Here is a 21,390-nt window from a genome sequence, read left to right as displayed (position 1 = left end):
TCCGTTGCGCCAGCCCATCCAATTCCCAAATTCGAAAGCCGGATTACAGTGACCAGCGGTGCGCCAGCCCCACTCATTTCCATCATCATCCCTGCCTACAACGCCGAAGGGTACCTGGGGCAGGCGATCCAGTCGGTCCTGGACCAGCAGGTTCCTTCTGAGATGGTCGAGGTGGTGGTGGTCGATGACGGTTCCACAGACGACACCGCGTCGGTCTGCGAAACCTATGAGAGCGTGCACCCCGGGGTCGTCAAGTGCTTTTCGAAGCCCAACGGTGGTGTCTCGAGCGCGCTGAATCGTGGGGTCCGCGAGGCAAGGGGTGAGATCCTGGGGTTCTTAGGCGCGGATGACCTCTACTCGGACACCGCGATCGGCGACGTGGCGAACTTCTTTGCAGAGCACGGCGACGAAGTGGATCTAGTGGCCATAGGGCTGCACATGTTCGGCACCAAGAATGGCCCCCACTGGAACAACAGGAGCAGGTTCGACACCACCCGCGTCATTGACGTCGAGCAGGAGTGGAACCTTGTCCAGCCGCACGGAGGGGGCAGTTTCATAAGGGCGGCGGCGCTTGACGGCCTGGCCTTCGATGAGCGGCTCTTCATCTCCGAGGACCAGACCCTGAATACGCAGGTGATCCTCAAGAAGATGAAATACGGGGTCGTCGCAGGACCACGCTATCTGAATCGACGCCACGCGGTCGGGGGGTCGCTCGTCTCCGGGAGCCAGTTCCGGTCTGAGTACTACACGGAGGTACCGGCACTGGCTTATCAGCGGATGCTCGATGCGGGCCGGGAGCTCCATGGTGCGACCCCTCGATATGCCCAGGCCATGGTGGCATACGACCTCTCCTGGCGGGTACGCGGCGACCTCTCGATGATGGACCCAGCCCTCGAAGACCGGTACCGCGCAGACCTCCGCGACCTGCTGCGTCAGCTCGACGTGGAAGTCATCATGGCGCAGAGGGCACCCATCGAGGTCCGGCTCGCGATGCTCAACCTGCGTGAGGATGGCCACCTGGCTCAACGGTTGGTCCGAGACAAGCGCATCTTCCGGCTTGACGGATTCCCGGTCTACAGTTTCGAGCCTCGGCCAGGAGCCAGGCACCGCCCAATCCGTTGCGATATCGACTTCTTCGAACCAGACGGCGATGACGTGGTGCTTGAAGGCAGGTTCCGGGCGGTTGAGATCGGGCAATGGTCTTACGGATTCGAGGCTGGTGAGCGCTACTATCCGGCCGAAATCCTCCCGGATACGTCGCCGGTCCGGCATAGGCTCGCCGACGATCTCGTGGCGGCGCGGCGCTTCCGGGTCCGAGTGCGGTTGGCAGCAGGAGAGGATCTGCGCGCCGTGGTGCACCTGGGTGACGGGGCTGGCGACGAGGCACCGGTGACGCCGCGACTCAATCGGTTCACCCGGTTCGCGGGGAGTCCCAAGCTCCCCTACTACCGACGAGACGGCCACACCCTGTACACGCTTCGTCGGCCGTTCAGCATTGCCCGCCGCCATCTGTCTGTCCGCGGCATGATCATGGCCGAGGTCGGACTCTTGCTGAGGGGGGTCAAGGGCAGGTACCCGAAGGCCGATCTGCTGGCACGTGTCGGCGTGCTGACACGCAGGCTCATCAGGCGCAAAGACATCTGGCTGATCGCCGACCACAAGTCGGAGGCAGGCGATAATGGCGAAGCATTGTTCAGATACCTTGCGGCGAACCCGGTCCGAGGGATAGAGCCCAGATTCGTGCTCAGCAGGTGCGCAGGGGAGTATAAGGAACTCTCAAGGCTGGGCGTGGTACTCGAACCGGGCAGCCGGAAGCACATCCGTTCTTACCTCGACGCTGCGGTGGTGTTGAACTCGGCTGGCGATGACTACATGGTCAATCTCCTGGGGGCCAGCCCCACCATGCTCAATGATCTTGTGAAGTCACGCTCCGTCTTCCTCCAACACGGTGTTACCAAGGACGATCAGAGTGCTTGGCTGAACCGTCCCGCGAAGGGCTTCGATCTCTTTGTCACCAGCGCCGAGCGGGAGAGGGAATCCATCCTAAACGGCCCCTACGGGTACCGACCCGAACAGGTGGCGCTGACCGGGATGCCCCGCTTCGACAGGCTGGAGAATGACCCAGATAGGCTCATCGTCTTCGCCCCCACCTGGCGCCGCAACCTCAGTGGGGCCCTCGACAAGAAGTCCGGACGCGTCCAGAGCGCGCCGAACTTCGCAGAGAGCGACTACTTCCAGTTCTGGCAAGGGGTGATCGGTGATCGAAGGCTGAACGATGTGATGAGGGCCTGCGGCTATCGGGGAGTCTTTGCGCTACACCCGTCTCATGCGGCGGAGGCATTCCGATTTAGGGGAACCGATCGCATCTCGATCGGGGAGTACCCACACGACTACCGCGACTTCTTCGCTCATGGAGAGGTGCTTGTCACCGACTATTCCAGCGTCGCCTTCGATTTCGCATATCTGCGCAAGCCTGTCGTCTACGTTCAGGGAGACCGTGAGGAGTTCTTCGGTGGGCATCTGTACCGCGAGGGCTACTTCTCATATGACGATGACGGCTTCGGCCCGGTGGTTGCAACGGTGCCGGAACTGGTTGACACCCTGCGCGATCTGATCGTCGACTCGTGTGCGATGCCCGCCCGCTACCGTGACCGGGTTGATTCGTTCTTTGCATTCAGCGGTGGAGGCAACTCACAAAGGCTGGTCGAGGCAATTCAGGACGCAGATCGATCCCGCCGCCGGTGAGGCGAATCCTCCTCGTTTCGCGACTGCGGGTTTGTTCCGTCCGGTCGAGTAATCATTAAGCCGTCGGCAGGTAAGCGTCCAGGAAACCGCGGACGACCGCACGGCTGGCACGTGGCGACGACTCGGTCGCGTTGAGGCACGCGATGTCCGCGTCGCGCCACTCGAGGAGGTGGGGGAGCCGCCACGCCAACTCGGGAGAGCCCACGTCTGCATAGAAATGCGAGACGCTACCAAGGCTGGCTCTTCCGGTGGCCAGGGCGTAGTGGGGGGCGAGCGAGGAGGCGACCGACAGGTTCTCCGGCGCGCGGAACGGCGAGCGGCCGGTCTCGCGGAACTCGGCGGGTGCGCGGCGTTCTAGCTCTGCACCGACCGACCGCAGCTGCGGATGCGCCACGTGCTTGAGCTTGTGCCGCAGCGGTTGGCCGGTCAGCCGCGCCAGCACCTCCCGGTTGCTCTTCGCCGCGGCGACGACCGGCTGGTCCTCGCGGGACGGCGACACGTCCGGTATGGTCTCCTCGGCCAGGAACACCCGCGGGTTGCCCGACTCATCGAAGAAGACCGACGGTGGGGTGTAGCGGCCGAGGAAGACGTCGTCGTTGAAGTAGACCCAGCGCTCCGCCAGGCCGTCGATGTGGTGCAGCCGCGACTCGATCGCGTGTGAGTTGAACGTCGGCAATGCCGTCGGATCGTCGAACAGTTCCTCGTGGCGTACGAGGACCACATGCGGGAACTCCTCGGCCAGCCAGGAGGGGCGCTGGCCGTTGGTCACCAGGAACACGTGGCGACGCCAGGGGGCGTAGCGCTCGACGGCGCGCAACGCGTATCGCAGCTCGTCGATCTGATCGAAGCGGGCGTCGTTGGCCGCCGTCGGGTGCAGCCCTGGGGATCGACCGAGCCTTGCGTCCCGTGCGGCCCGCCACGTCGGATCGCTCCCGTCGACCCACGTGAACACGAGGTCGATGTCACCCACCCGGGGTGCCCGGGTGGTGTCCGAGAGGCAGATGTCGACGCCGACGTCGGGCCCCGCCACCATGCGGCCACCCACCTCCCAGAAGTGGAACAGGCGGGCCACCTCGGACGGGTGCGCCCGGTCCAGAGGCAGTGGGTGGGGGTCGCCGGTGTACAGAGGTGGCCCGTCGGTGCGGCGGAGGGCGGCCATCGCCGCATCCCAGTCGGCGACCGTGATCGTCGGCAGTTCCCAGCCATCGGCGTCGACCCGATGCGGGAGCGACCCGAGCGCCTCGACGCAGGTCGCGAGCGTGGCGTCGACTGCAGCGCGCGACGATTCCCAGGGTGAAGCGGGCACCGAGTTGCCCCGGAACGTCACCCAGACGGAGCCGGGGAAGGCGAGCCCGCGGTCGCGGATGCGGGTCCAGGCATGGCCTGCTCCCTCCCGTCCCGCCTCGGCCAGCCGGAGCGTCCGGTGCGCGATCGCAGAGACGCCGGAGCGGCTCACGGCTGGGTGCCGCCGAACGGCCGTGCATCGCGTCGGGACCGCTCCATCAGGGCCGCGATGGCCAGCGAGTCGGAGCGTCGCAGCATGAACGACTCGCTCGCCCCGTCCCGGATCATCGAGCTGAACTCGGCCAACTCGTAGCGCAGCCCGTCGCCGTCGAACGGGGTGTAGTACTTCCTGTTCTGCCGCGGATCCTCGAAGCGCGTCTCGAAGTAGTCGGTGAGCCACCAGGGCGCAGGGACGTACAGGTAGCCCTCCGTGCCCGAAACCACAAGGCTGCCCTCGGATTTGACGCCCAGCCCCACCGTCGCGGTGGCGATCGCGTGCGGGTAGTCGACGTTGACGCGTGCGAAAAGGTCTACGGTGTGCCCGTCCGTTTTCAGTGCCCGGGCAGTTACCGACTCCGGAGACGTGCCCAGCAGTTTCACGATGGCGAGGAAGGGGTATGAGGCCAGCTCGGAGAGTGCCCCGGCCTCCGGTCCCTCGACCTCCCTCCCTGAGCGGACGAGTTTGGTGAATGTCGCGCTCACCGAGCGGATGCTGCCGATCGTGCCGCTGCGGGCGACGGCGACCATCCTCTGGAACCCGGGGGCGAACGCCGTCTTCAGGGCCTCCAGCAGCACCAGCGACCTCTCGTCGGCGAGCGTGGAGAGCTGTTCAAGTTCCGCGACGCTGAGCGCCATCGGCTTCTCACAGAGAACATGGACCCCGGCCTCCAGCGCTAGGCGCGCGAACCCGACATGCGTCTCGTGGGGGGTGGCGATGTAGACGGCATCGATTCCTTGCAGCAGGTCGGGCAGCGTTTCAGGAGCCCCCGCCAGTTCGAACTCCTCAACGAAGGCCAGCGCGTTGGAGTGGGTCCTGGCCCAGACCTCCTCGACGTTGACTCCCGAGACGTAGCGGGCCTCCCTGACGAACCTCCGCGCGATCCGGCCGGTGCCGATGATGCCCATGCGGAGGACCCCGCCCGCCTCACGCAGCCCTGTGCTTGAGACCCCCTTGGTGCGCTCCAGGTAGACGACCTCGCAGTAGTCGGCCAGGTGGTCGAACTTCCCCGCCCAGTCGGACCCGATCACGAAGACGTCGACGCCGAGGCGCTGGATGTCGAGAACCTTCTGCCCCTCGTACTCCTCGACGATCACCTCGTCGGCCAAGCCGGATTCGACGACGTTTCCGATCCGTTCAACCAGTGATTGCCGGACGTTGAGCTTGCCCCGTGCGTTGTCGTAGCTGGGCGAGGTGACACCGACGATGAGATAGTCCCCGAGGGCCCTGGCGCGCTCAAGCAGCCGTTTGTGACCATCGTGGAACAGGTCGAACGTGCCGTAGGTGATTACCCGCTTCACACCCGCCCCTCTCGTCGGCGTCCGCCCGGCGAGGGGCGCTCCCCGTAGCCTAACCGGTCAGGCGGCGGCGGAGCGGCGGGTGCCTCTCTTGACGTCGATGGCGACCGCCAGGACCTCGGACGGCGCTGGCTGCATCCTGGTGCGGGGGGTGGGGGTACCGTCTTCGGCGTCGCGACGGAGATGGCGCTTCACGGTGGAGACCGAGCAGCCGATCTTCGTGGCGATGACGCTGAGGGGGAGGGTCGGGTTGGCTGCGCGGATGCGTTGGATCTCGCCTCGGTCGAACTGGCGGCCCGAGTTGACGCCGACGAACGTATCCAGGTCCTCGGCCGCGACCTGCACGCCGAGCCGGGCACGGATCTCCTGTCGCTGGCGTTTCGTGGTGCCTGCGACGTAGCCCGCGACATCGAAGCGGGTCACGGCATCGGTCAGGCACTGTGCCAGGAGAGGGCAACCGGCGCACAGCTTCTCCGCCTGAGTACGCAGCATCTGTTGTTCACGCCGTTCGTTGCGTGCTTCGGGGTTGGCCGCATCGTCCATGAGCGGGTGCAGGAAGATGTTCGAAAAGACCACACAGGCTGTGGTGTCTGTGGTGTTCATCGCTCGGCCCTCTCCTCGGAACCCCCAGTGGATTTCCGGTTGTTACTACAGTGGCGTGAAACCGCGGCCGTGGGGCTCCGGAAGCGTGGGGGGACCTACCCGACTTCTCTGGGTATCCACTGACGCCGGGATGAGTAGCAATGCTCAGCGATCGGGACAACCTCGCAATCAATGTGTCACTGACCAGGGAAGATGGTGCTCGGCCATCGCTGGATCGGTTCAGGCTCCACAGGCTGTGATGCCGCAGCCGGTTCGCGATGATCCAGCAGTGATAGGTGCGACACAGGGTCACAGCAGCCCGGTAGGCTGTCGGGAGGCTGATGGAAGGCGTGGCATGAAGAAGGTAATGGTCATCTACGGGACGCGGCCCGAGGCGGTCAAGGTTGCACCGGTGATCATGGCGCTCCAGGCGTCCCCCGTGCTCGAACCGGTCGTCGTCTCGACCGGGCAACACCGTGACATGCTCGACCAGATCAACCGCTGGTTCGGCGTGACCCCCGACTATGACCTGAACGTGTTCCGGCACGGCGCGACCCTGACGCAGCTGTCCGCAAGGATCCTCGAGCGGCTCCCCGATGTCTTGTCGCGCTTCAAGCCTGACGCCGTGCTGGTGCAGGGTGACACCACCACCGTCGCGATGGCCGCGATCGCGTGCTTCTACGAGGAGATCCCGGTCGTCCACCTGGAGGCCGGGCTGCGCTCCGGGGACATCCACTCCCCGTTCCCCGAGGAGGCCAACCGGAAACTCGCCGGTCAGGTCACGGCGCTGCACCTGGCCCCGACCACCATCTCCAAACAGAACCTGCTGCGTGAGGCGGTCGACCCGGCCATGATCCCCGTGGTCGGCAACACCGTGATCGACGCCCTGAAATGGACCATCGGCCGCCCGGTCGAGTTCAGCGACCCACGATTGGCGGAGGGCTGTAACGCCGGAGTTCCGATGGTGCTGTTGACCGCCCACCGCAGGGAGAACTGGGGCGAGCCCATGGCCCGGATCGCGAAGGCGGTCGCGACACTCGCCGAGCGGGCCCCGGATCACCTGTTCGTGTTCCCCGCGCATGCGAACCCGAAGGTGCGCGAGGTGATCATTCCGGTGATCGACCGGTTCGACAACGTCGTGGTTTGCGATTCGCTCGACTACCCCCAGTTCGTCCACGCCCAGCAATGGGCAAAGCTCATCCTCACCGACTCCGGCGGCGTCCAGGAAGAGGCTCCGAGCCTGGGTAAACCTGTGCTGGTGCTCCGGGAGAACACGGAACGCCCCGAGGCCGTCACCGCGGGGACGGTGAAACTGATCGGCACCGACACCGATGCGATCGTCGCGCATTCGATGAATCTGCTGGACGATCCGGCCGCCTACGAGGCGATGGCCAACGCCGTCAACCCGTATGGGGACGGGCACGCGGCTGAGCGTTCCGTCGCGGCGATCGCCGCCCTGCTCGGTGTCGGGGACAGGCTCCCCGACTTCGGCGTCTGAGATGTCGGTTTCGCTGGTTGTCGACCTCGTCGCGCACGACGACCCGTCGACCGTTGAAGTCGCCAAGGCTTGGCTGGCTGCCGCGGACGGTTGCCCCGTCGCCGTCATGGTGTTGGAAGGTGGGCTGCTCAGCCGTGAGTTGACGGACGAGGGGGCATCGCTGGTCCCTGTGCGGAGCGCCCGGGTCGGGCGAGCCGTGGGCTGGGGGGCCGCCCTCCAAGGGGTGCTCACCGATCGCGTGACGCTGATCAGCGGGCCCGCCGAGGTGCTCCCAGGCTGGCGGCAGCCGGGGGTGTCCGAGCTGGCAGGTGTAACCGACGAACGGGTCTACGGCGGAGGCTTCACAATGGCGGACTACGCCTCGGTGCGGGGTTTCGACACCCGGTTGGGTGACGCCGAGGAACTCCTGGTCGACCTGCTCGGCAGGGTCGCCGCGTTGGAGCCCACCACGGTGGGCGGCGCCGCGGCAACCGCCCCGCTGCGCAACCTTCCGCTGTGGCCCGCCCGGCCGGTCGCAGCCCCGCCGATCCTGTCGGTCCTGATCGTCGGCTCGGGCCCCGATCGTCGGCAGGACGAGACCATCCTCGCCGCGCAGGCGCAGAGCATCGACGACATCGACGTGCACGTCGTCGACCTGACCGGGGACACGTTTCCGCGGGAGTGGGTGGCCGCGCACAGTGTGGTGCCAAGGCTAAGGTTCGGCGCCTGGGGCGGGGTCAGGCGTCACGACATCTCCGACGATCCGGTAGCCGGGTGGCGGCGGGTGGTTGATGCTCTCGAAGGACAGTGGACGCTGCTGCTCGGCTCCGACGACATCGTCCTGCCCTGGGCCGCAGAGTCGATGCTGAAACAACTGGCTCCGCACACGCGCAGCATCGCCGGGCTCCGGGTGCCGTTCGACCGCGACGGGTCGGTCCCTCCACGAAGTGATCGGAACCTGGAAACGGTGGCCTGTGTCGCGACAAACCTGCTGCGCCGCTGGTGGCCGACGCCGGTCGCCTCGGTCGCGGAGCTCGCCGACGCCGTCGTCGGGCGCCGACCCCAGCCGAGCCCGATCGCCGTGGCCTTGACGCCCGGGGCCGACGACCCCATCACCGGCGCCCCATGGCGCACCACGTGGGCGCGGGGCGTCGAGTCGGTGCGCGCGTGTCTGCCTGATCGGTTCGGGCCGCGCACCCTGGTGCTGCGTCGAAACTGCGTGCTGAAGGTCGACGAGTTGGACGCCTACGACCGGCTCGACGAACTGGTGGCCGAGTTTGACGGCAAGGGTCGGCTCTTCCACGAATCTGCCACGCTGACGCCCTGCACCTGGCGCGACATGGCGCTGCTGTCGAGGGGAGGACACGCGTTCGAGGCGTTCCTCGGGCCAGGCGCGGGGAAGGATGAACTGGACCGGGCCATCGCCAGGAGACGCCGCGCGAGCCCCGGGGCTGAAGCCGCCATCGTCGAAGGCGCCCCGGCTGTGCCCCCTTCAAACCCTCCGGCGGGCGGTTGGCTCTTCCACCGCGGGCCGGGGCCGCAGGTTTCGACGATGTCATTTGAGCAGGAAGGGGCAGGGCGGTGAAGCGGGCACAGCGAATCGTGCTTCCGGTCCACACCACGGCCCCTTGGGGCGGGTTGCAGGACTGGGCCGTCGGCATGGTGAAGGGGCTCACGGCGCTCGGCAGGGAGGTCGCGCTGGTGTCCAACAACGCGCTCGTCCGAGAACGCGCCGGTGCAGCGGCGGCCGTGAACCTCGACGTCGACTGGGACGACTGGGAACCGACCGCGGCCGCGCTGGAGGCCGAAGGCCCGTGGGACATCGTCTTCGCGCAGCCGTTCGGAGCCCGCCGGATGGGGGTTGAGGTGAGCCGCCGCTGGGGGGTGCCGATGGCGTACATGAGCCATGGGAACTCTTCGGATGAGGGCTACACCTGGGCCGGGGCGGTCAGCCTGGTTGCCCTGGCGAGTTCGTCTCTGCAGGACACCATGAGCGCCTTCGACGGCATCGACCCCGCGATCGTCCACGTCCTGGCCAACGGCGCCTCTGCGGCGTTCTTCCCCGAGCGCGTGGTCGCCCCGCAGGAACGGATCGCACCCGATGGGACCGCCCGGATCGTACTCGCCTCGCGGCTCAGCCAGGACAAGCTGAACCAGATTCCCGCCACCCGGTTGCTCGTCGAGACCCTGCTCCAGGCACCCGAGGTCGGCTCGGTCAGCATCGAGGTGCTCGGCGGCGGGCCGATGGCTGCCGTGTTCGAAGCGGGGCTCAGCCAGCTCACGCACGACCCGAGGGTCCGGCTCCAGATGCTGGGATGGGCCGAGGAGGCCACGGTCGCCGCCACGATGGCTGGCGCACTGTTCACCGTGGGAGGCGGGGTCACCGGAACCCAGTCGCTCTGCATGGGGACCGCCTGCCTCGGCGCGGGCATCCGCAGCGTGGTTGGGATGTCGACCCCAGCCAACCGCGACCTGGTGTTGGGCTCCAATTTCGGCGACCACCGCGTCTTCCGGGTGCCGGAGTCGACCATCGTCGACGACGTGCACTGGTTCCTGCAACCCGGCAACTACCAGGCGTTCCAGGATGCCTTCCAGCCCCTGATGCGCACCGAGCGGACACATGCGGCGGTGGCCGAGCGGGCCGCGATGCTGCTTGACGGGGCAGTGGCGGCTAACGGCAGGTGACGACGTCGGCCTGTCACTTAGGGCGCGAGTAGGAGGTCAAGCCACTGGGCGTCGACGACTGGGGCGTCAAACCGTGTCGCGGCCGCCTGCGCGAACTCGACAGCAAGACGCCGGGAGTCCTGGTCGTCGACCATGGCGAGGACCGCGTCTGCCATCTCTTCGACGCTGCCGTACAGGAACCGGTCTCCGAAGATCTGGACGACCCCGTCGCGGGGCCAGAACAGGGGCAGCGCCCCCGAGGCCATGCCCTCGGCAGGTGCCAGGTGGAAGCTTTCGTGCTCAGAGGGGGACAGTACCCAGCCGACGCGCCGGAGCCAGTTGCCCATGTCGGCGCCGAAGGGCTCGAATGTGACGTTCTCCAACAGGTCGTCCGAAGAGCCGATCCGTTCGAAGAACCTCCGGTACGGTTCCTGCTCCTCCGGCTTGCGCCAGATCCACGGGTATTCCCAGGGCTTTCTGCCGCGGATCGCCAGCCTGAACCGGCGATCCCTTGCGCGCAGCGCCTCGAGCAGGTCGAGGGCGCGGTCGGGGCGCTTCAGGAAGGGCACCATGCCGACGAGGCCAAGGGTGAACCTGGCATCTTCCAGTTTCGGCCTGTTCAGATCCTGCATGTCCAGGCCGTTCGGGATGGCGTGGATCAGTTCGTGGGGCCAATCCGTGTTGGCGCGCACCATGTCCTGGTAGTACTCGGAGACCGTGATCACTGCGTCGACCTTGTCGATGGCGATGTCGCCGATCCAAGCGGACGTGAGCTCGAACCGGTGCAGTCGCACCAACAACCGCTGGTGCGGGGCGACCCGTTGCGAATACCACACGGCGTTTGGCCCTGCCCACTCGCAGATGACGAGATCGGCCCAGGCGAGGAGTTCTTCGGAGTCGGCTTCATCGTGGCTTGAGAGGGCCTCCCACTGATCGATCCGCAGCTCCACGTCCGGGCGGGCCTGCAGCATGGCCAGCAACTCGCCCGCGAATTTCAGGTCGTGCCCGGCGACGACGACGTTCAGTGGCTGACTCCGCGCGGGATGCGCCCCGAGATCGGGCTCGGATCGGGCGAAGTAGCTCTCGAGGCGCAGTGCCGTCGCGCTGCTTGAGTAGCGCCGGGCGGCCGCGCGGGCCGTGGCCCGCGCCTCTGCGAGGTTGCCCCTGGCCGCAGCCAGGGTCGCGACCACTGCGTCGGTCGAATCATCGTCGATGAACAGGGGGTAGTCGACCCCGAGGAGGGCCTCGTGTGCTCGGGTGCGGTTGAGGAGCGGGGCTGCACCCGCGGCGGCGTACTCCAACAGCTTGGTGGAGATCTCCAGGCTGTTGTCGAGCCGGGAAGTGCGCCAGCTGAGCCCGACGTCGTGCCGGGAGATCTCAGCGACCGCGTCTTCGCGGGGCAACCCGCCACCCCACGTCACCGATTCGGGGGGCTGTTCCAGCCCGGAACGCATCGCCTTGACCCAGACCTTGTCCGGTGCGCTGACCTTGTCGCCGAGGACGGTGAGCGTCGCCTCGACCCCGATCTCCGCCAGGCGCGCCGGGAGTTCGAGCATCTCGAGGGTGCGCCAATCGGGGTGATGCTTGCCGGAGTAGATCAGCTTGAGCGGGCCGTCCGCCTCGATCGGCTCGTCGATGAAGAAATCGTCTGGCACCGTCGGCGTCATCAGGAGAGTCTTGCCCGCAGCCTCGGGGACGATCGATTCGAGGTAGCTGCGGCTGTCCTCGGTCTGCATGAACATTCTGCACGCGCGGGTTGCGATCTCCCGGAGTTGCGCATGCTGGGCTGCGGGCAGGATCGAGAACGGGAACGCGAAGTCGGTGACGTAGGCCCACAGGATGGGGGCTAGCGCGTCGGAACGGGCCACGGCAAGCGACAGGTCACGCCCACGTGTGATCAGGACGGTCGCCCCGACCTGCGCGGTGACTTCTTCCAACCTGTCGACCGCTACGTCGACCGTCATGGCAGGTTGGCCCTCCCGTGGGGTCGCTTCGTGTAGCACGACGTGGGGGTTGGCCGCCATCCGGCGCAACAACCGGTCGGTCGTCACCGTTGCCTTGAGGACCACATGGACGGTCGAGTCAGTCAGAGTCAGCGTTTCCGCGAGGGACGCCAGCCACGCGGCCGAACCGTCCACGATGTTGAGGTTGACGTCGCCGTAGATGACGATGTTGCGGCGGGTCACAGCGCAGGCACCCCGAGACGGTAATTCCCCAACGTCTTCAGCAGGCTGTCGGGTGCGTCCTCGGCCGTGAACCGGGCCGCGAACTCGTCGTCGACGAGCACGGTGTCGGCCCTCATCGCCTCAGCCGCCATCCCCTGCATGCCGCGGGTGGGGATGACGTAGATGAATCCCTCAGCGGCCCGGATCGACGCCATCGCGACCCGAAGCTCGAGCAGCAGTTGCGACCCCTGGGGTGCGAGGGCGCCATCCCAGGCGCCGCCGTTCAACGCGTCCTCCTCGATCACCAGGATCTCGGGGGCAGCGCTGACGAACTCCGCCTGGCTCATGCTGGGGTGGATGCGGTGGACGGCGCAGTGTCCCGCCAACGCTTGTGCGAGCCCATCGGAACCGACGAGCGCGAGGCTGCGGCCCGCCGCGCCACCACCGCTGGCACCCTTTGTCGCGACGAGAAGCCGGAACGGGGCATCCGGATCCGTTGTGACGGCCGCTGCGATCCGACCGGACTCCGCGCCGGGGATGGTCTCGGGGGTAAATGTTCCGATGGTGTTGAGCTTCTCGCGCGGGTCGGGCGCCTGCGGGGCGGGTGCTGGCACGACCGTCACCTGCGGAGCGGGCGCCGGGGCGTGCTTCAGGAGCGTGCGGAGCTGCCCGACGGCCACGCCTGTGGTGTGGAGCTTCCACGTGAGGAGCGCAGCGGCCAACGTCAACGCGAGGGCCCCTACCGCGCTCAGTGCATCGCCGCGGATGGCATGATCGACCACCAGCAGGAGGCCCCCGCCCAGCACAAGGCCTTCGGTGAGGGCGAGCAGGGGTGTGACGTGGTTCTTGAACCGTCCGGCAAGTCGCACGAGTCGTTGGGCCTGATTCATTTCTTCTTGCGGTCCCAGAGACCCTTGGTGTCGACCAGGTGCTTCCCGGCGACCTTGTCGGAAGGCACGGCCTTGAATACGTCGTGGTCGACGAGGACAACGAGGATGTCGGCCGTTTCAAGCGCCTCGGCGAGCGGGGTCAGCGTGACGTTGTCGCGCCCGGCCAGCTGACGGGGCAACTCGTGTACGTGCGGCTCGACCGCCAACAGTTGGGCGGTGGGCATCCGGTCGGCCAGTTGCGCCGCGATCGCCAGCGCGGGCGACTCGCGTAGGTCGTCGATGTTCGGCTTGAACGCCAACCCGAGCAGCGCGACCTTCGGGGCATCGAGCCCGTAGGCCGCGGCGAGCACCTTGTCGATGACCCAACCGGGCTTCGCGTCGTTGATCTCGCGGGCGCTGCGGATCAGGCGCGCCTCATCCGGGGCGGCCGACACGATGAACCAGGGGTCGACGGCGATGCAGTGGCCACCGACTCCGGGGCCGGGCTGCAGGATGTTGACGCGCGGATGATGGTTGGCCAGTTCGATCAGTTCCCACACGTCGATGCCGAGCTTGTCGGCGATGACGGATAATTCGTTCGCGAACGCGATGTTGACGTCGCGGAATGAGTTCTCGACGAGCTTGGCCATCTCGGCGGTCGTCGCGTCGGTGAGGAGAAGTTCGCCCTTGCAGAAGGAACGGTAGAGGTCGGCGGCCCGCTCGGCCGCCTCGGGGGTGATGCCTCCGATGATGCGGTCGTTGTCGACCAACTCGATCATGACGCGGCCGGGCAGCACGCGTTCCGGGCAGTGCGCGAACAACAAACCGGAGTCGGCGAGGTCTGGGCGTGATTCGAACACGACATCGGCCATGTGATGGGTCGCTCCGGGCGGAGATGTCGACTCGAGGATCAGCAGTTCGTTGCCGCTCAGGTGCGGGGCGATCGACTTGGCCGCCGCCTCGATGTACGACAGGTCCGCGCTCTTGTCCTCGTGGAACGGCGTCGGAACCGCCACGATGTAGACGTCGGCGGGGCCCGGTTCCGTCTGGGCATGGAGCAGCCCTTTCCCGACCGCGTCGACCACGAAGCGCTCAAGGTCGGGTTCGACGAACGGCACGTGGCCGGCGTTGATCGCCTCGACCGAGCTCTCCTTGACGTCCACGCCGGTGACATGGATCCCCTGCGCAGCCAGGATCGCGGCCGTTGGTAGGCCGATGTATCCCAGGCCGACAACGCAGACGCTCGAGAACATGTGGGTTTCCTTCCGTTCAACGGATAGTCGGACCTCGCCGGGCAGACTACCACGCGGCCGGGGCGGGCCCCCGGTCGCGTGGTGGCTGCCAGTTCAGCTGGTGGCCTCGGGCAGTTCCATGCTGGTCGGGACCGACCTGGGCTGGATGGCCATCGGCTCCGGCTCGGCGGCCACCTCGATGGTCCCGGTGAGCATGTCGAGGGTGATGGTCTCCGGCTCGGAGTCGCGGGTGAGGTTGTCCTTGTTGTATGGCGTGCCAACCGACATCCGGCTCAGCTTGTACGCGGTGGCGTCGAGGATCTCGGCTTCCTCGGGGAACCCCTGTTGGTCGGCGAAAGCCGCGATGCGCTGCAGCTCGGAGACGTGGCCGTCGTGGTAGTTGATGTTGATGTTGCGGCCCGTGTACAGCTCGGGGATCTCCACCTGGGCGCCGTCGGTGCTCAGCGTGACCGGGTCGCCGATGTCCTGCCAGCGTCCGCCGTACCAGCCCTGCACCTGAACCTGCCCCGAACCTTGAAGGGTGAGGTGGTTGCTGGGCGTCCGGTGCACGAGCAGGTCGTACTCCGGCGTCATGCTGACGCCGACCGGATCGGCCAGCCGCAATTGGACATCGTCATACCAGGCCGTGGTGTTGGTCACCGTGTACGAGTACGTGAGCAGCTGCACCTTGATCGAGCAGTTGGCGGCCGGGGCCCTGAAGGTGGTGGCCGACCACGCCGCCTCACGGGAGCGGTTCTTGGCGTTCTCGTGGATCAACGTGGTGCCGCTGGGGCACACCGAGTAGATGGCGACCTTGCCGCCGGTGCCCGCCTTTCCCTCGGGGATCTCGAGGCGCGACATCATCGAGAAGGACAACTCGGAGCCCGCCGGGAACGTGCCTGCCGCGATCGTCTGCTCGACGCCCGCCCACGCGTTGCCGGTCGGGTGCACCCCGAGCCAACCGTCCCTCAACGTGATGCCCGCTAAGTTGTTGTTGACGACGACCCAGCCGGTCAGCGCGCCGGCGCTGGTCTCCATCGAAGAGTTGAGCAGCCTGTTTGGGGCCAAAGTGGTCTGCGTGCCGATCGGGAGCGCGGTGCTGGGCGCTTCGTTGAGGCGGGTGTCGGTGATCGTGGCGGTGCCCGAACCGACGCTCACGGCCCGCAGGGGGACGGCGTCGTAGCCGCGCACCATGTCGTAGGAGGACATGGTGCCGCCCTCGGCGGGCACCTCCATCTTCGGGACCTGGGTGGCTAGTGCCCCGAGCGTGTCATCGAAGAGGGCAAAGGCCGCATCCGACTTCTCCGGGTCGGCCGAACGGCGTTCCCTGCCGTATGCGTGGAGCGCGAGCACCGCCTGGAAGTGGCCGTTGTAGACCACCGTCGGCGGGTCGGTGGGATACTCCTCGAACCATAGGAAGCCGTTATCGCGGTTGGTGAAGCCACCCTCGGACATCGGGACGAGGTACGAGTTGAACAGCTGGTCGGCGTACGCATCCCACTTGGGGTCGCCGGTGAAGTTGGCGAGTTCCAGCATCGAGGTCATGGCGCCTGCCTGGCCGAGGCCCGAGTACCAGCCGGTCGTCAGGGCAGGGATGGAGGGGTTGGCGCTGAACCCGAACGGGTAGGGCAGCCAAAGGCTGGTCTCACCCTGGTACGTGCGCGTCGTCGCGCCGTCGTCGATCAGGTGGTTGGCGCCCAGCAGGGCGAAGCACAACCGGTCGGCGTCACTCAGGGTCGTGGACCGCAAAGCCACCTTGATGAAGTTCGCCAGCGAGATCGGGTTGTAGTTGGTGTTCGGGGTGTACGGCGTCTTGATGACGTGCGGGCGCCCCTCTTCCGTGAACGCCCAGCCGTCGGGTGCCTTGGCGTTGCACGGGTTGTCGTAGGCGGGATCGACCGGTGGTTTCGGCGAAGCCTTGAACTGGACGACGTTGTTGAAGACCCACTTGTTCTCGGGCGTGAACTTCCACCCGGTGGCGGTCTTGGTCTGGTTGATGACGGTGACCCAGGCGAAGCTGCGGCAACCGTTCTTGCCGGTCCATGCGGTATCGCACTCGGTCTGCCAGATCCGGCCGTCCGTTCCGGTGAACTGGCCGGCCTTCGCCAACGGGTTGTCCTTCCAGCTCTCCCTGGGCGAGGGAAGGTAGGTCAGGTTGTTGAAGACGTACTCGTTGACGAGTTGATACCTGCCGTTGACCAGCCTGGCCTGCGTGGCAAAGATTTCCGCCCGGCAGCGCTGCACATTGGTGGAGTAGTTTGAGCAGGTGGTGCGCCACTTACGGCCGTTGTACTCCCGTTCACCGGGAGTGGTGTAGGGGTGGTCGTCTGCCACGGCGGGCTGCGGCTCCGGGACCGCGACGATGCCGATCGCGGCGATCAGCGCGGCAACCAGGAATGGGATGAATCGGCGTCGGGAACGTGTCTGCATGATCTGGTCAATTACCCAAGGTCAAGCGGCGCAAGCCCGGTCGGCAAACGCCTCCTGCTGCGCATGCTACCTGACCAAATGGACACTTCCGAATCGGCATTTGCCGCTCGACAAGGACCGGAGGAATCCGCTCTGCCAGCAGCGGGGACAATGGTGGCTCACATCGCGGTGAACGAGTGGTCGCTCAGTACCTGCAGCAGCGTCTCCATCCTGGCCCCATCGGCGACCTCGACCGTCGCGTCCGGGCCGCTGGGAGCGACCTGGCCGAGCGTCGGTTCGTCGGCGACCGTGACGGCGTCGGCGGCGAGGTGCCACCCCTGCTCCCAGTCCTTCAGGAGTAGCGCCGCGGTTTCGTCGGCGGGCCACGGGGCATGCGTTGCATGATCGATCACGACGCGCGCGTACCAGTGTCGGGAAGCGAACGCGCCGAACCCGAAGAACCCGACGGGTGGGCCAGCGAGCACGACCACATCGAAGTCGTCGGGGCGGGGCTTGAACCAGTGCTCCAACGCGACCTGCCAGTGGCCGGCCGCGCCCAACGTCGGGTCGCCGGAGTCGACCGCGCGGGCCAGCGCCAGCGCATAGGCGGGGTCGAGCGGTCCCGTGCCCGCGTCGAGGGTCAGGTTCGCCGGGCCGAGGTCTGCCACGACGTGGACCCGGTCGCGGCCGTCCAGAATGCGATCCGACGCGATGTCGACGAGCAATCCGATGCGCTCGGCCGCGTCGACCCAGGCTCCTTGTCGCTCCGTCCACTCGCCGTGGCGCACCAGGAGCATCCGGCCGCGGCCGGGGATCCGGTCGGCGGGGCTGGGAGGTTCCGGTGCGGCAGGCAACTCGGCAAGGGCTGCGCTGTCCAACCCGGAAAGGCTCGGGCCCTTGCCGGGAACCTCGCTCGCCTCGGTCCAGCCCCAGCCGCGGGTCGCCTCGGCCCAGCGACCCAGGTCGCCTGCCCAGGAGCCCGGCTCGAGCACGAGGAGCGGACGGTGGACATACTTGGCGACCCAGTCGAGGACGAACTTCCAACCGCCCGCGGCCACGTCGGTTAGCGATCCGGCGGTGATGTCCATGTTGGGCTCGGGCAGCGGGGCAGACTGCCTGACCCCGGACATGCGCAGCGTGGCGCCGTCCCGGGAGACCACCGGCCAACGCCTGGCACGCGCCTCGGACGTGAGGGCGGGGTCGTCGGTGAACACGACCGGGCTGTGCAGACTCATGCGGACAACTCCTTGATGAGCTCCAGTTCGAGACCGATCGTCTGGTCCCGGCCGCACTGCGCCCGGACGCGTTCGGCGGCGGCCGTCGACATCTTTGGCATCACCTCCGGGTGCCCGATCAGATGCCAGATCGCGTCGGCGAACGCGCGCGGATCGTTGCCCCTCGGCACCAGCGACGACTTCGCGTCCGTGAACTCGGGGATCGCGGCGACCGGGTTGGTGATCGTGACCGCGCCGCTGGCCATCGCCTCGCCGAGCATGACGCCCTGTGTGTCGTAGCGGGTGGGCACTAGTGCAACGCCGTGCGCGTCGTAGAGGGCAGCCATCTGGGCGGTGCTGGAGAAACCTTCCGTGACGGTCACGTTGTCGAACCGGCGCACGTCGGCGACCGCCTCCCGAAACAGTGCGCCGTAGCCGCGGATCGTGATGGCGAGGTCGGAGAAGCCGTCGCGGCGCGAGCAAAGGTCGAGGGCCTTGACGGCGATGTCGCCTGCGTAGTTGTGGGTGGCGAAGCTGCGCAGCAGGAGGATGCGGCGCTCCTCACCTGGCTGCCGCACCCTGGCGCGGTAGGTGTCGTCGTCGATGAAGTTGGGGATGATCCGCGTGTTGGTGGCCGGGATTCCGACGTCGAACTCCGAGTGGCGCCGTTGGGTGGCTGAGACGAATACCTTGGTGATGGCCGGGTCGGCGAACAGGGGGGCCGCCGCCTTGAACCGGTCGCGGTTCTGGCCGTCGCGGATGTGCCGGATCGCCGTCAGGGTGTGCGTGTCGGTGTTGCCGTGCAGCCGGCGGTAGTCTCGGACCTCGTAGCCGTGGAACCAGATGGCGAGCCGCCCGCCGGGCACGCGGGCACGTAGTTCATCGATGGCGACCGGGGTCGGGGAATGCGCCAGCAGCGCTGACCCGCCTGCGACGGCGGCGTCGATCGCAGAGGCGAGTTGATCCGCCCGGATCGACAGGACCGGGGCGTCGTCCTCCGGCTGCCAGCGGGCCGACTCGACATTGAGCGGGGAATAGTCGACGACCACACCCTCCAGCCCCGCGGCGGCGTAGGCGCGAACGCGTTGCCGCACGAACTCCGACCCGGTGCGCCACCCATGCGGATAGGTGACGGCGAACAGAACGAAGTCATGTCGGGCACGGAGTTGGTCGAACGGATCGCTCACGCCCGCCTACTTCCTGCGGATCGCGCGGGCGACCCGTCGCAGCGGGTCGCGTTGCAGGCGGTCAGCCATTTCGCTGACCTTGGCCTCCAGGGATTCGCTGGCGGCGGTTGCGGAGGCAAGGTCGGCCTTCACCGCGTCACGCTCCGCGCGGAGCGCCTCGACCTCGGCCTGCAGCGCTTCATTGTCGGTGCGGACCCGGTCGAGTCGGGTCGCCAACTCGACGGCGTCGCGACGCAGTTCGTCGATGAGGCGACCAGCGTCCTGCAGGCGCGCCGTCGCGTCGGCAGCCTGCTGTTCGGCCAAGCTCAGCAGGTGGTCTCTCGGGTGCGTGTCATCGGTGGTCGCCACAAAGTGAGCATAGCCAGCCGGGGAATTCCTGGAGGGTCGGGCGACGACATCCTGGCCCGACCGCGAAGGCCGGGATCAGTCGGTGCCGGAATCCATCGAGGAACGCTCGACGGCTCGGTCCAGGTCAGACGGGCCGGGCGCACCCAGTTCGGCGATGGCGGCGGCACCGCCAGACTCGAGTCGACCGATCAGTTCCTGGTGCCCTGCCAGCAGGGAACCCTGTGACGCGTACAGCTCCAGCTTCTCGCGGGAGTCGGCGATGTCCAGGTTGCGCATGGTCAGCTGGCCGATGCGGTCGGTCGGGCCGAACGCGGCGTCCTCGACCCTCTCCATCGACAGCTTGTGCGGCTGGTAGCTCAGGTGCGGGCCGCGGGTGTCGAGGATGGTGTAGTCGTCGCCGCGACGCAGCCGCAGGTCGACCTCGCCCGTGACCGCGGACGCAACCCAACGCTGGATCGACTCGCGAAGCATGAGCGACTGCGGGTCGAGCCAGCGTCCCTCGTACAGCAGTCGGCCGAGCCGCAACCCTTCGTTGCGGTAGTTCGCGAGGGTGTCCTCGTTGTGGATGGCTGAGAGCAGGCGCTCGTAGGCGGCCCACAGCAGGGCCATGCCGGGGGCCTCGTAGATGCCGCGTGACTTCGCCTCGATGATGCGGTTCTCGATCTGGTCGCTCATACCGAGCCCGTGACGTCCACCGATCGCGTTGGCTTCCATGACCAGGGCGACGGCGTCGTCGAAACGTTGCCCGTTGATCGACACGGGCCTGCCGAGCTCGAACCCGACGGTGACGTCCTCGGTCTGGATGTTCACTGCGGCGTCCCAGTACTTGACGCCCATGATCGGCTCGACTGTTTCCAGGGAGACGTCGAGGTCCTCGAGCGTCTTCGCTTCGTGGGTGGCGCCCCAGATGTTCGCGTCGGTGGAGTAGGCCTTCTCCTTGGAGTCGCGGTAGGGAAGGTCGCGGGCGGTGAGCCACTGGCTCATCTCATCGCGGCCGCCGAGTTCGCGGACGAAATCCTCGTCGAGCCACGGCTTGTAGATCCTCAGCTGAGGGTTGGCCATCAGGCCGTAGCGGTAGAACCGCTCGATGTCGTTGCCCTTGTAGGTCGACCCGTCGCCCCAGATGAAGACGTCGTCGTCGGCCATCGCGCGCACCAGCATGGTGCCGGTGACGGCGCGCCCGATGGGGGTGGTGTTGAAGTAGGCCCGGCCGGCCGAGCGGATGTGGAAGGCGCCGCAGGCGAGTGCGGAGAGCCCTTCCTCGACCAGTTGCGGGCGGCAGTCGACCAGCCTGCTCAGCTCGGCGCCGTAGGCGAGCGCCCTGCCTGGAACCGAGGCGATGTCGGGCTCGTCATACTGCCCGATGTCGGCGGTGTAGGTGCAGGGGACGGCGCCGGCCTCGCGCATCCACGCGACGGCGACGGAGGTGTCGAGTCCGCCGGAGAAGGCGATGCCGACGCGCTCGCCGACGGGGAGGGAGGTCAGTACTTTAGCCACGGGCATCACTGTAGTTGTTCCGGCGCCGGAGGGTCGAAGTGGAAGCGAAGTACGGACGGAGGATGGTGGTTGAGCCGGTTGAGCCGGGCCGCGCGTCGGTTGAGCCGTGCGTTGGTTGAGCCCGGCCCCCAGCGCGAAGCGCCGGGCCGTGCGTTGGTTGAGCCCGGCCCCCAGCGCGAAGCGCCGGGCCGGTGACGAAACC

Annotated in this window: 15 protein-coding genes; 4 read left to right on the top strand and 11 right to left on the bottom strand. The window is 67.2% G+C overall.

Going from position 1 to position 21,390, the window contains the following annotated elements; translation table 11 throughout:
• Nucleotides 1–48 precede the first annotated feature (48 nt).
• Nucleotides 49–2,745: a bifunctional glycosyltransferase/CDP-glycerol:glycerophosphate glycerophosphotransferase gene (locus BUC15_RS04725; RefSeq protein ID WP_073186388.1), complete on the top strand. Its 2,697-nt coding sequence runs from the start codon at nucleotides 49–51 to the stop codon at nucleotides 2,743–2,745.
• 55 nt (nucleotides 2,746–2,800) lie between these two features.
• On the opposite strand, the gene BUC15_RS04720 is transcribed toward BUC15_RS04725, so the two are convergent.
• The 3 genes from BUC15_RS04720 to BUC15_RS04710 are packed head-to-tail and all read right to left on the bottom strand — an operon-like array spanning nucleotide 2,801 to nucleotide 6,147.
• On the bottom strand, nucleotides 2,801–4,201 hold the full coding sequence (locus BUC15_RS04720; protein ID WP_073186387.1) for a Stealth CR1 domain-containing protein: 1,401 nt from the start codon (nucleotides 4,199–4,201) through the stop codon (nucleotides 2,801–2,803).
• Nucleotides 4,198–5,547 (bottom strand): Gfo/Idh/MocA family oxidoreductase, encoded by a 1,350-nt coding sequence (locus BUC15_RS04715; RefSeq protein WP_073186386.1) that lies wholly within the window; start codon nucleotides 5,545–5,547, stop codon nucleotides 4,198–4,200. Before BUC15_RS04715 ends, BUC15_RS04720 begins: the two co-directional genes overlap by 4 nt.
• A 57-nt stretch (nucleotides 5,548–5,604) precedes the next feature.
• On the bottom strand, nucleotides 5,605–6,147 hold the full coding sequence (locus BUC15_RS04710; RefSeq protein WP_073186385.1) for a WhiB family transcriptional regulator: 543 nt from the start codon (nucleotides 6,145–6,147) through the stop codon (nucleotides 5,605–5,607).
• 334 nt (nucleotides 6,148–6,481) lie between these two features.
• Between BUC15_RS04710 and wecB the strand changes: the two genes are divergently transcribed.
• From wecB to BUC15_RS04695, 3 genes are read left to right on the top strand one after another with little or no spacing between them, the layout of a single operon-like run.
• On the top strand, nucleotides 6,482–7,624 hold the full coding sequence (gene wecB, locus BUC15_RS04705; protein ID WP_073186384.1) for a non-hydrolyzing UDP-N-acetylglucosamine 2-epimerase: 1,143 nt from the start codon (nucleotides 6,482–6,484) through the stop codon (nucleotides 7,622–7,624).
• 1 nt (nucleotide 7,625) lies between these two features.
• Nucleotides 7,626–9,188 carry a hypothetical protein gene (locus BUC15_RS04700; protein WP_073186383.1) on the top strand — a complete coding sequence of 521 codons (1,563 nt, stop codon included), beginning with the start codon at nucleotides 7,626–7,628 and terminating at the stop codon, nucleotides 9,186–9,188.
• A complete protein-coding gene (locus BUC15_RS04695) occupies nucleotides 9,185–10,288 on the top strand; it encodes a glycosyltransferase family protein (RefSeq protein WP_073186382.1) in 1,104 nt (367 codons plus the stop codon). Before BUC15_RS04700 ends, BUC15_RS04695 begins: the two co-directional genes overlap by 4 nt.
• Before the next feature lie 17 nt (nucleotides 10,289–10,305).
• Here the strand turns inward: BUC15_RS04695 and BUC15_RS04690 are convergent, their stop codons facing one another.
• The 8 genes from BUC15_RS04690 to argG all read right to left on the bottom strand — a co-directional run bounded on the left by BUC15_RS04690 (nucleotide 10,306) and on the right by argG (nucleotide 21,197).
• Entirely contained in the window at nucleotides 10,306–12,453 is a 2,148-nt protein-coding gene (locus BUC15_RS04690; RefSeq protein WP_084189362.1) for a glycosyltransferase, read from the bottom strand.
• Nucleotides 12,450–13,322: a hypothetical protein gene (locus tag BUC15_RS04685; RefSeq protein ID WP_073186381.1), complete on the bottom strand. Its 873-nt coding sequence runs from the start codon at nucleotides 13,320–13,322 to the stop codon at nucleotides 12,450–12,452. Before BUC15_RS04685 ends, BUC15_RS04690 begins: the two co-directional genes overlap by 4 nt.
• Nucleotides 13,319–14,554 (bottom strand): UDP-N-acetyl-D-mannosamine dehydrogenase, encoded by a 1,236-nt coding sequence (gene wecC / locus BUC15_RS04680; RefSeq protein ID WP_073186380.1) that lies wholly within the window; start codon nucleotides 14,552–14,554, stop codon nucleotides 13,319–13,321. Before wecC ends, BUC15_RS04685 begins: the two co-directional genes overlap by 4 nt.
• Before the next feature lie 93 nt (nucleotides 14,555–14,647).
• Complete coding sequence (locus BUC15_RS04675) at nucleotides 14,648–16,963, bottom strand: D-glucuronyl C5-epimerase family protein (RefSeq protein WP_073186379.1); 2,316 nt, start codon at nucleotides 16,961–16,963, stop codon at nucleotides 14,648–14,650.
• A 158-nt stretch (nucleotides 16,964–17,121) separates the two neighbouring features.
• Nucleotides 17,122–18,177: a hypothetical protein gene (locus BUC15_RS04670; RefSeq protein ID WP_073186378.1), complete on the bottom strand. Its 1,056-nt coding sequence runs from the start codon at nucleotides 18,175–18,177 to the stop codon at nucleotides 17,122–17,124.
• Complete coding sequence (locus tag BUC15_RS04665) at nucleotides 18,174–19,343, bottom strand: glycosyltransferase family 4 protein (protein WP_073186377.1); 1,170 nt, start codon at nucleotides 19,341–19,343, stop codon at nucleotides 18,174–18,176. Before BUC15_RS04665 ends, BUC15_RS04670 begins: the two co-directional genes overlap by 4 nt.
• A 6-nt stretch (nucleotides 19,344–19,349) precedes the next feature.
• Nucleotides 19,350–19,691 carry a hypothetical protein gene (locus tag BUC15_RS04660; RefSeq protein ID WP_073186376.1) on the bottom strand — a complete coding sequence of 114 codons (342 nt, stop codon included), beginning with the start codon at nucleotides 19,689–19,691 and terminating at the stop codon, nucleotides 19,350–19,352.
• 75 nt (nucleotides 19,692–19,766) lie between these two features.
• Complete coding sequence (gene argG, locus BUC15_RS04655) at nucleotides 19,767–21,197, bottom strand: argininosuccinate synthase (protein ID WP_139280089.1); 1,431 nt, start codon at nucleotides 21,195–21,197, stop codon at nucleotides 19,767–19,769.
• Between the last annotated feature and the right edge of the window lie 193 nt (nucleotides 21,198–21,390).

Source organism: Tessaracoccus bendigoensis DSM 12906, from assembly GCF_900141915.1.
Classification (GTDB): Bacteria; Actinomycetota; Actinomycetes; order Propionibacteriales; family Propionibacteriaceae; genus Arachnia; species Arachnia bendigoensis.
Note: the sequence above shows the minus strand (reverse complement) of the source record. Positions and strands in the feature narration are given on the sequence as shown.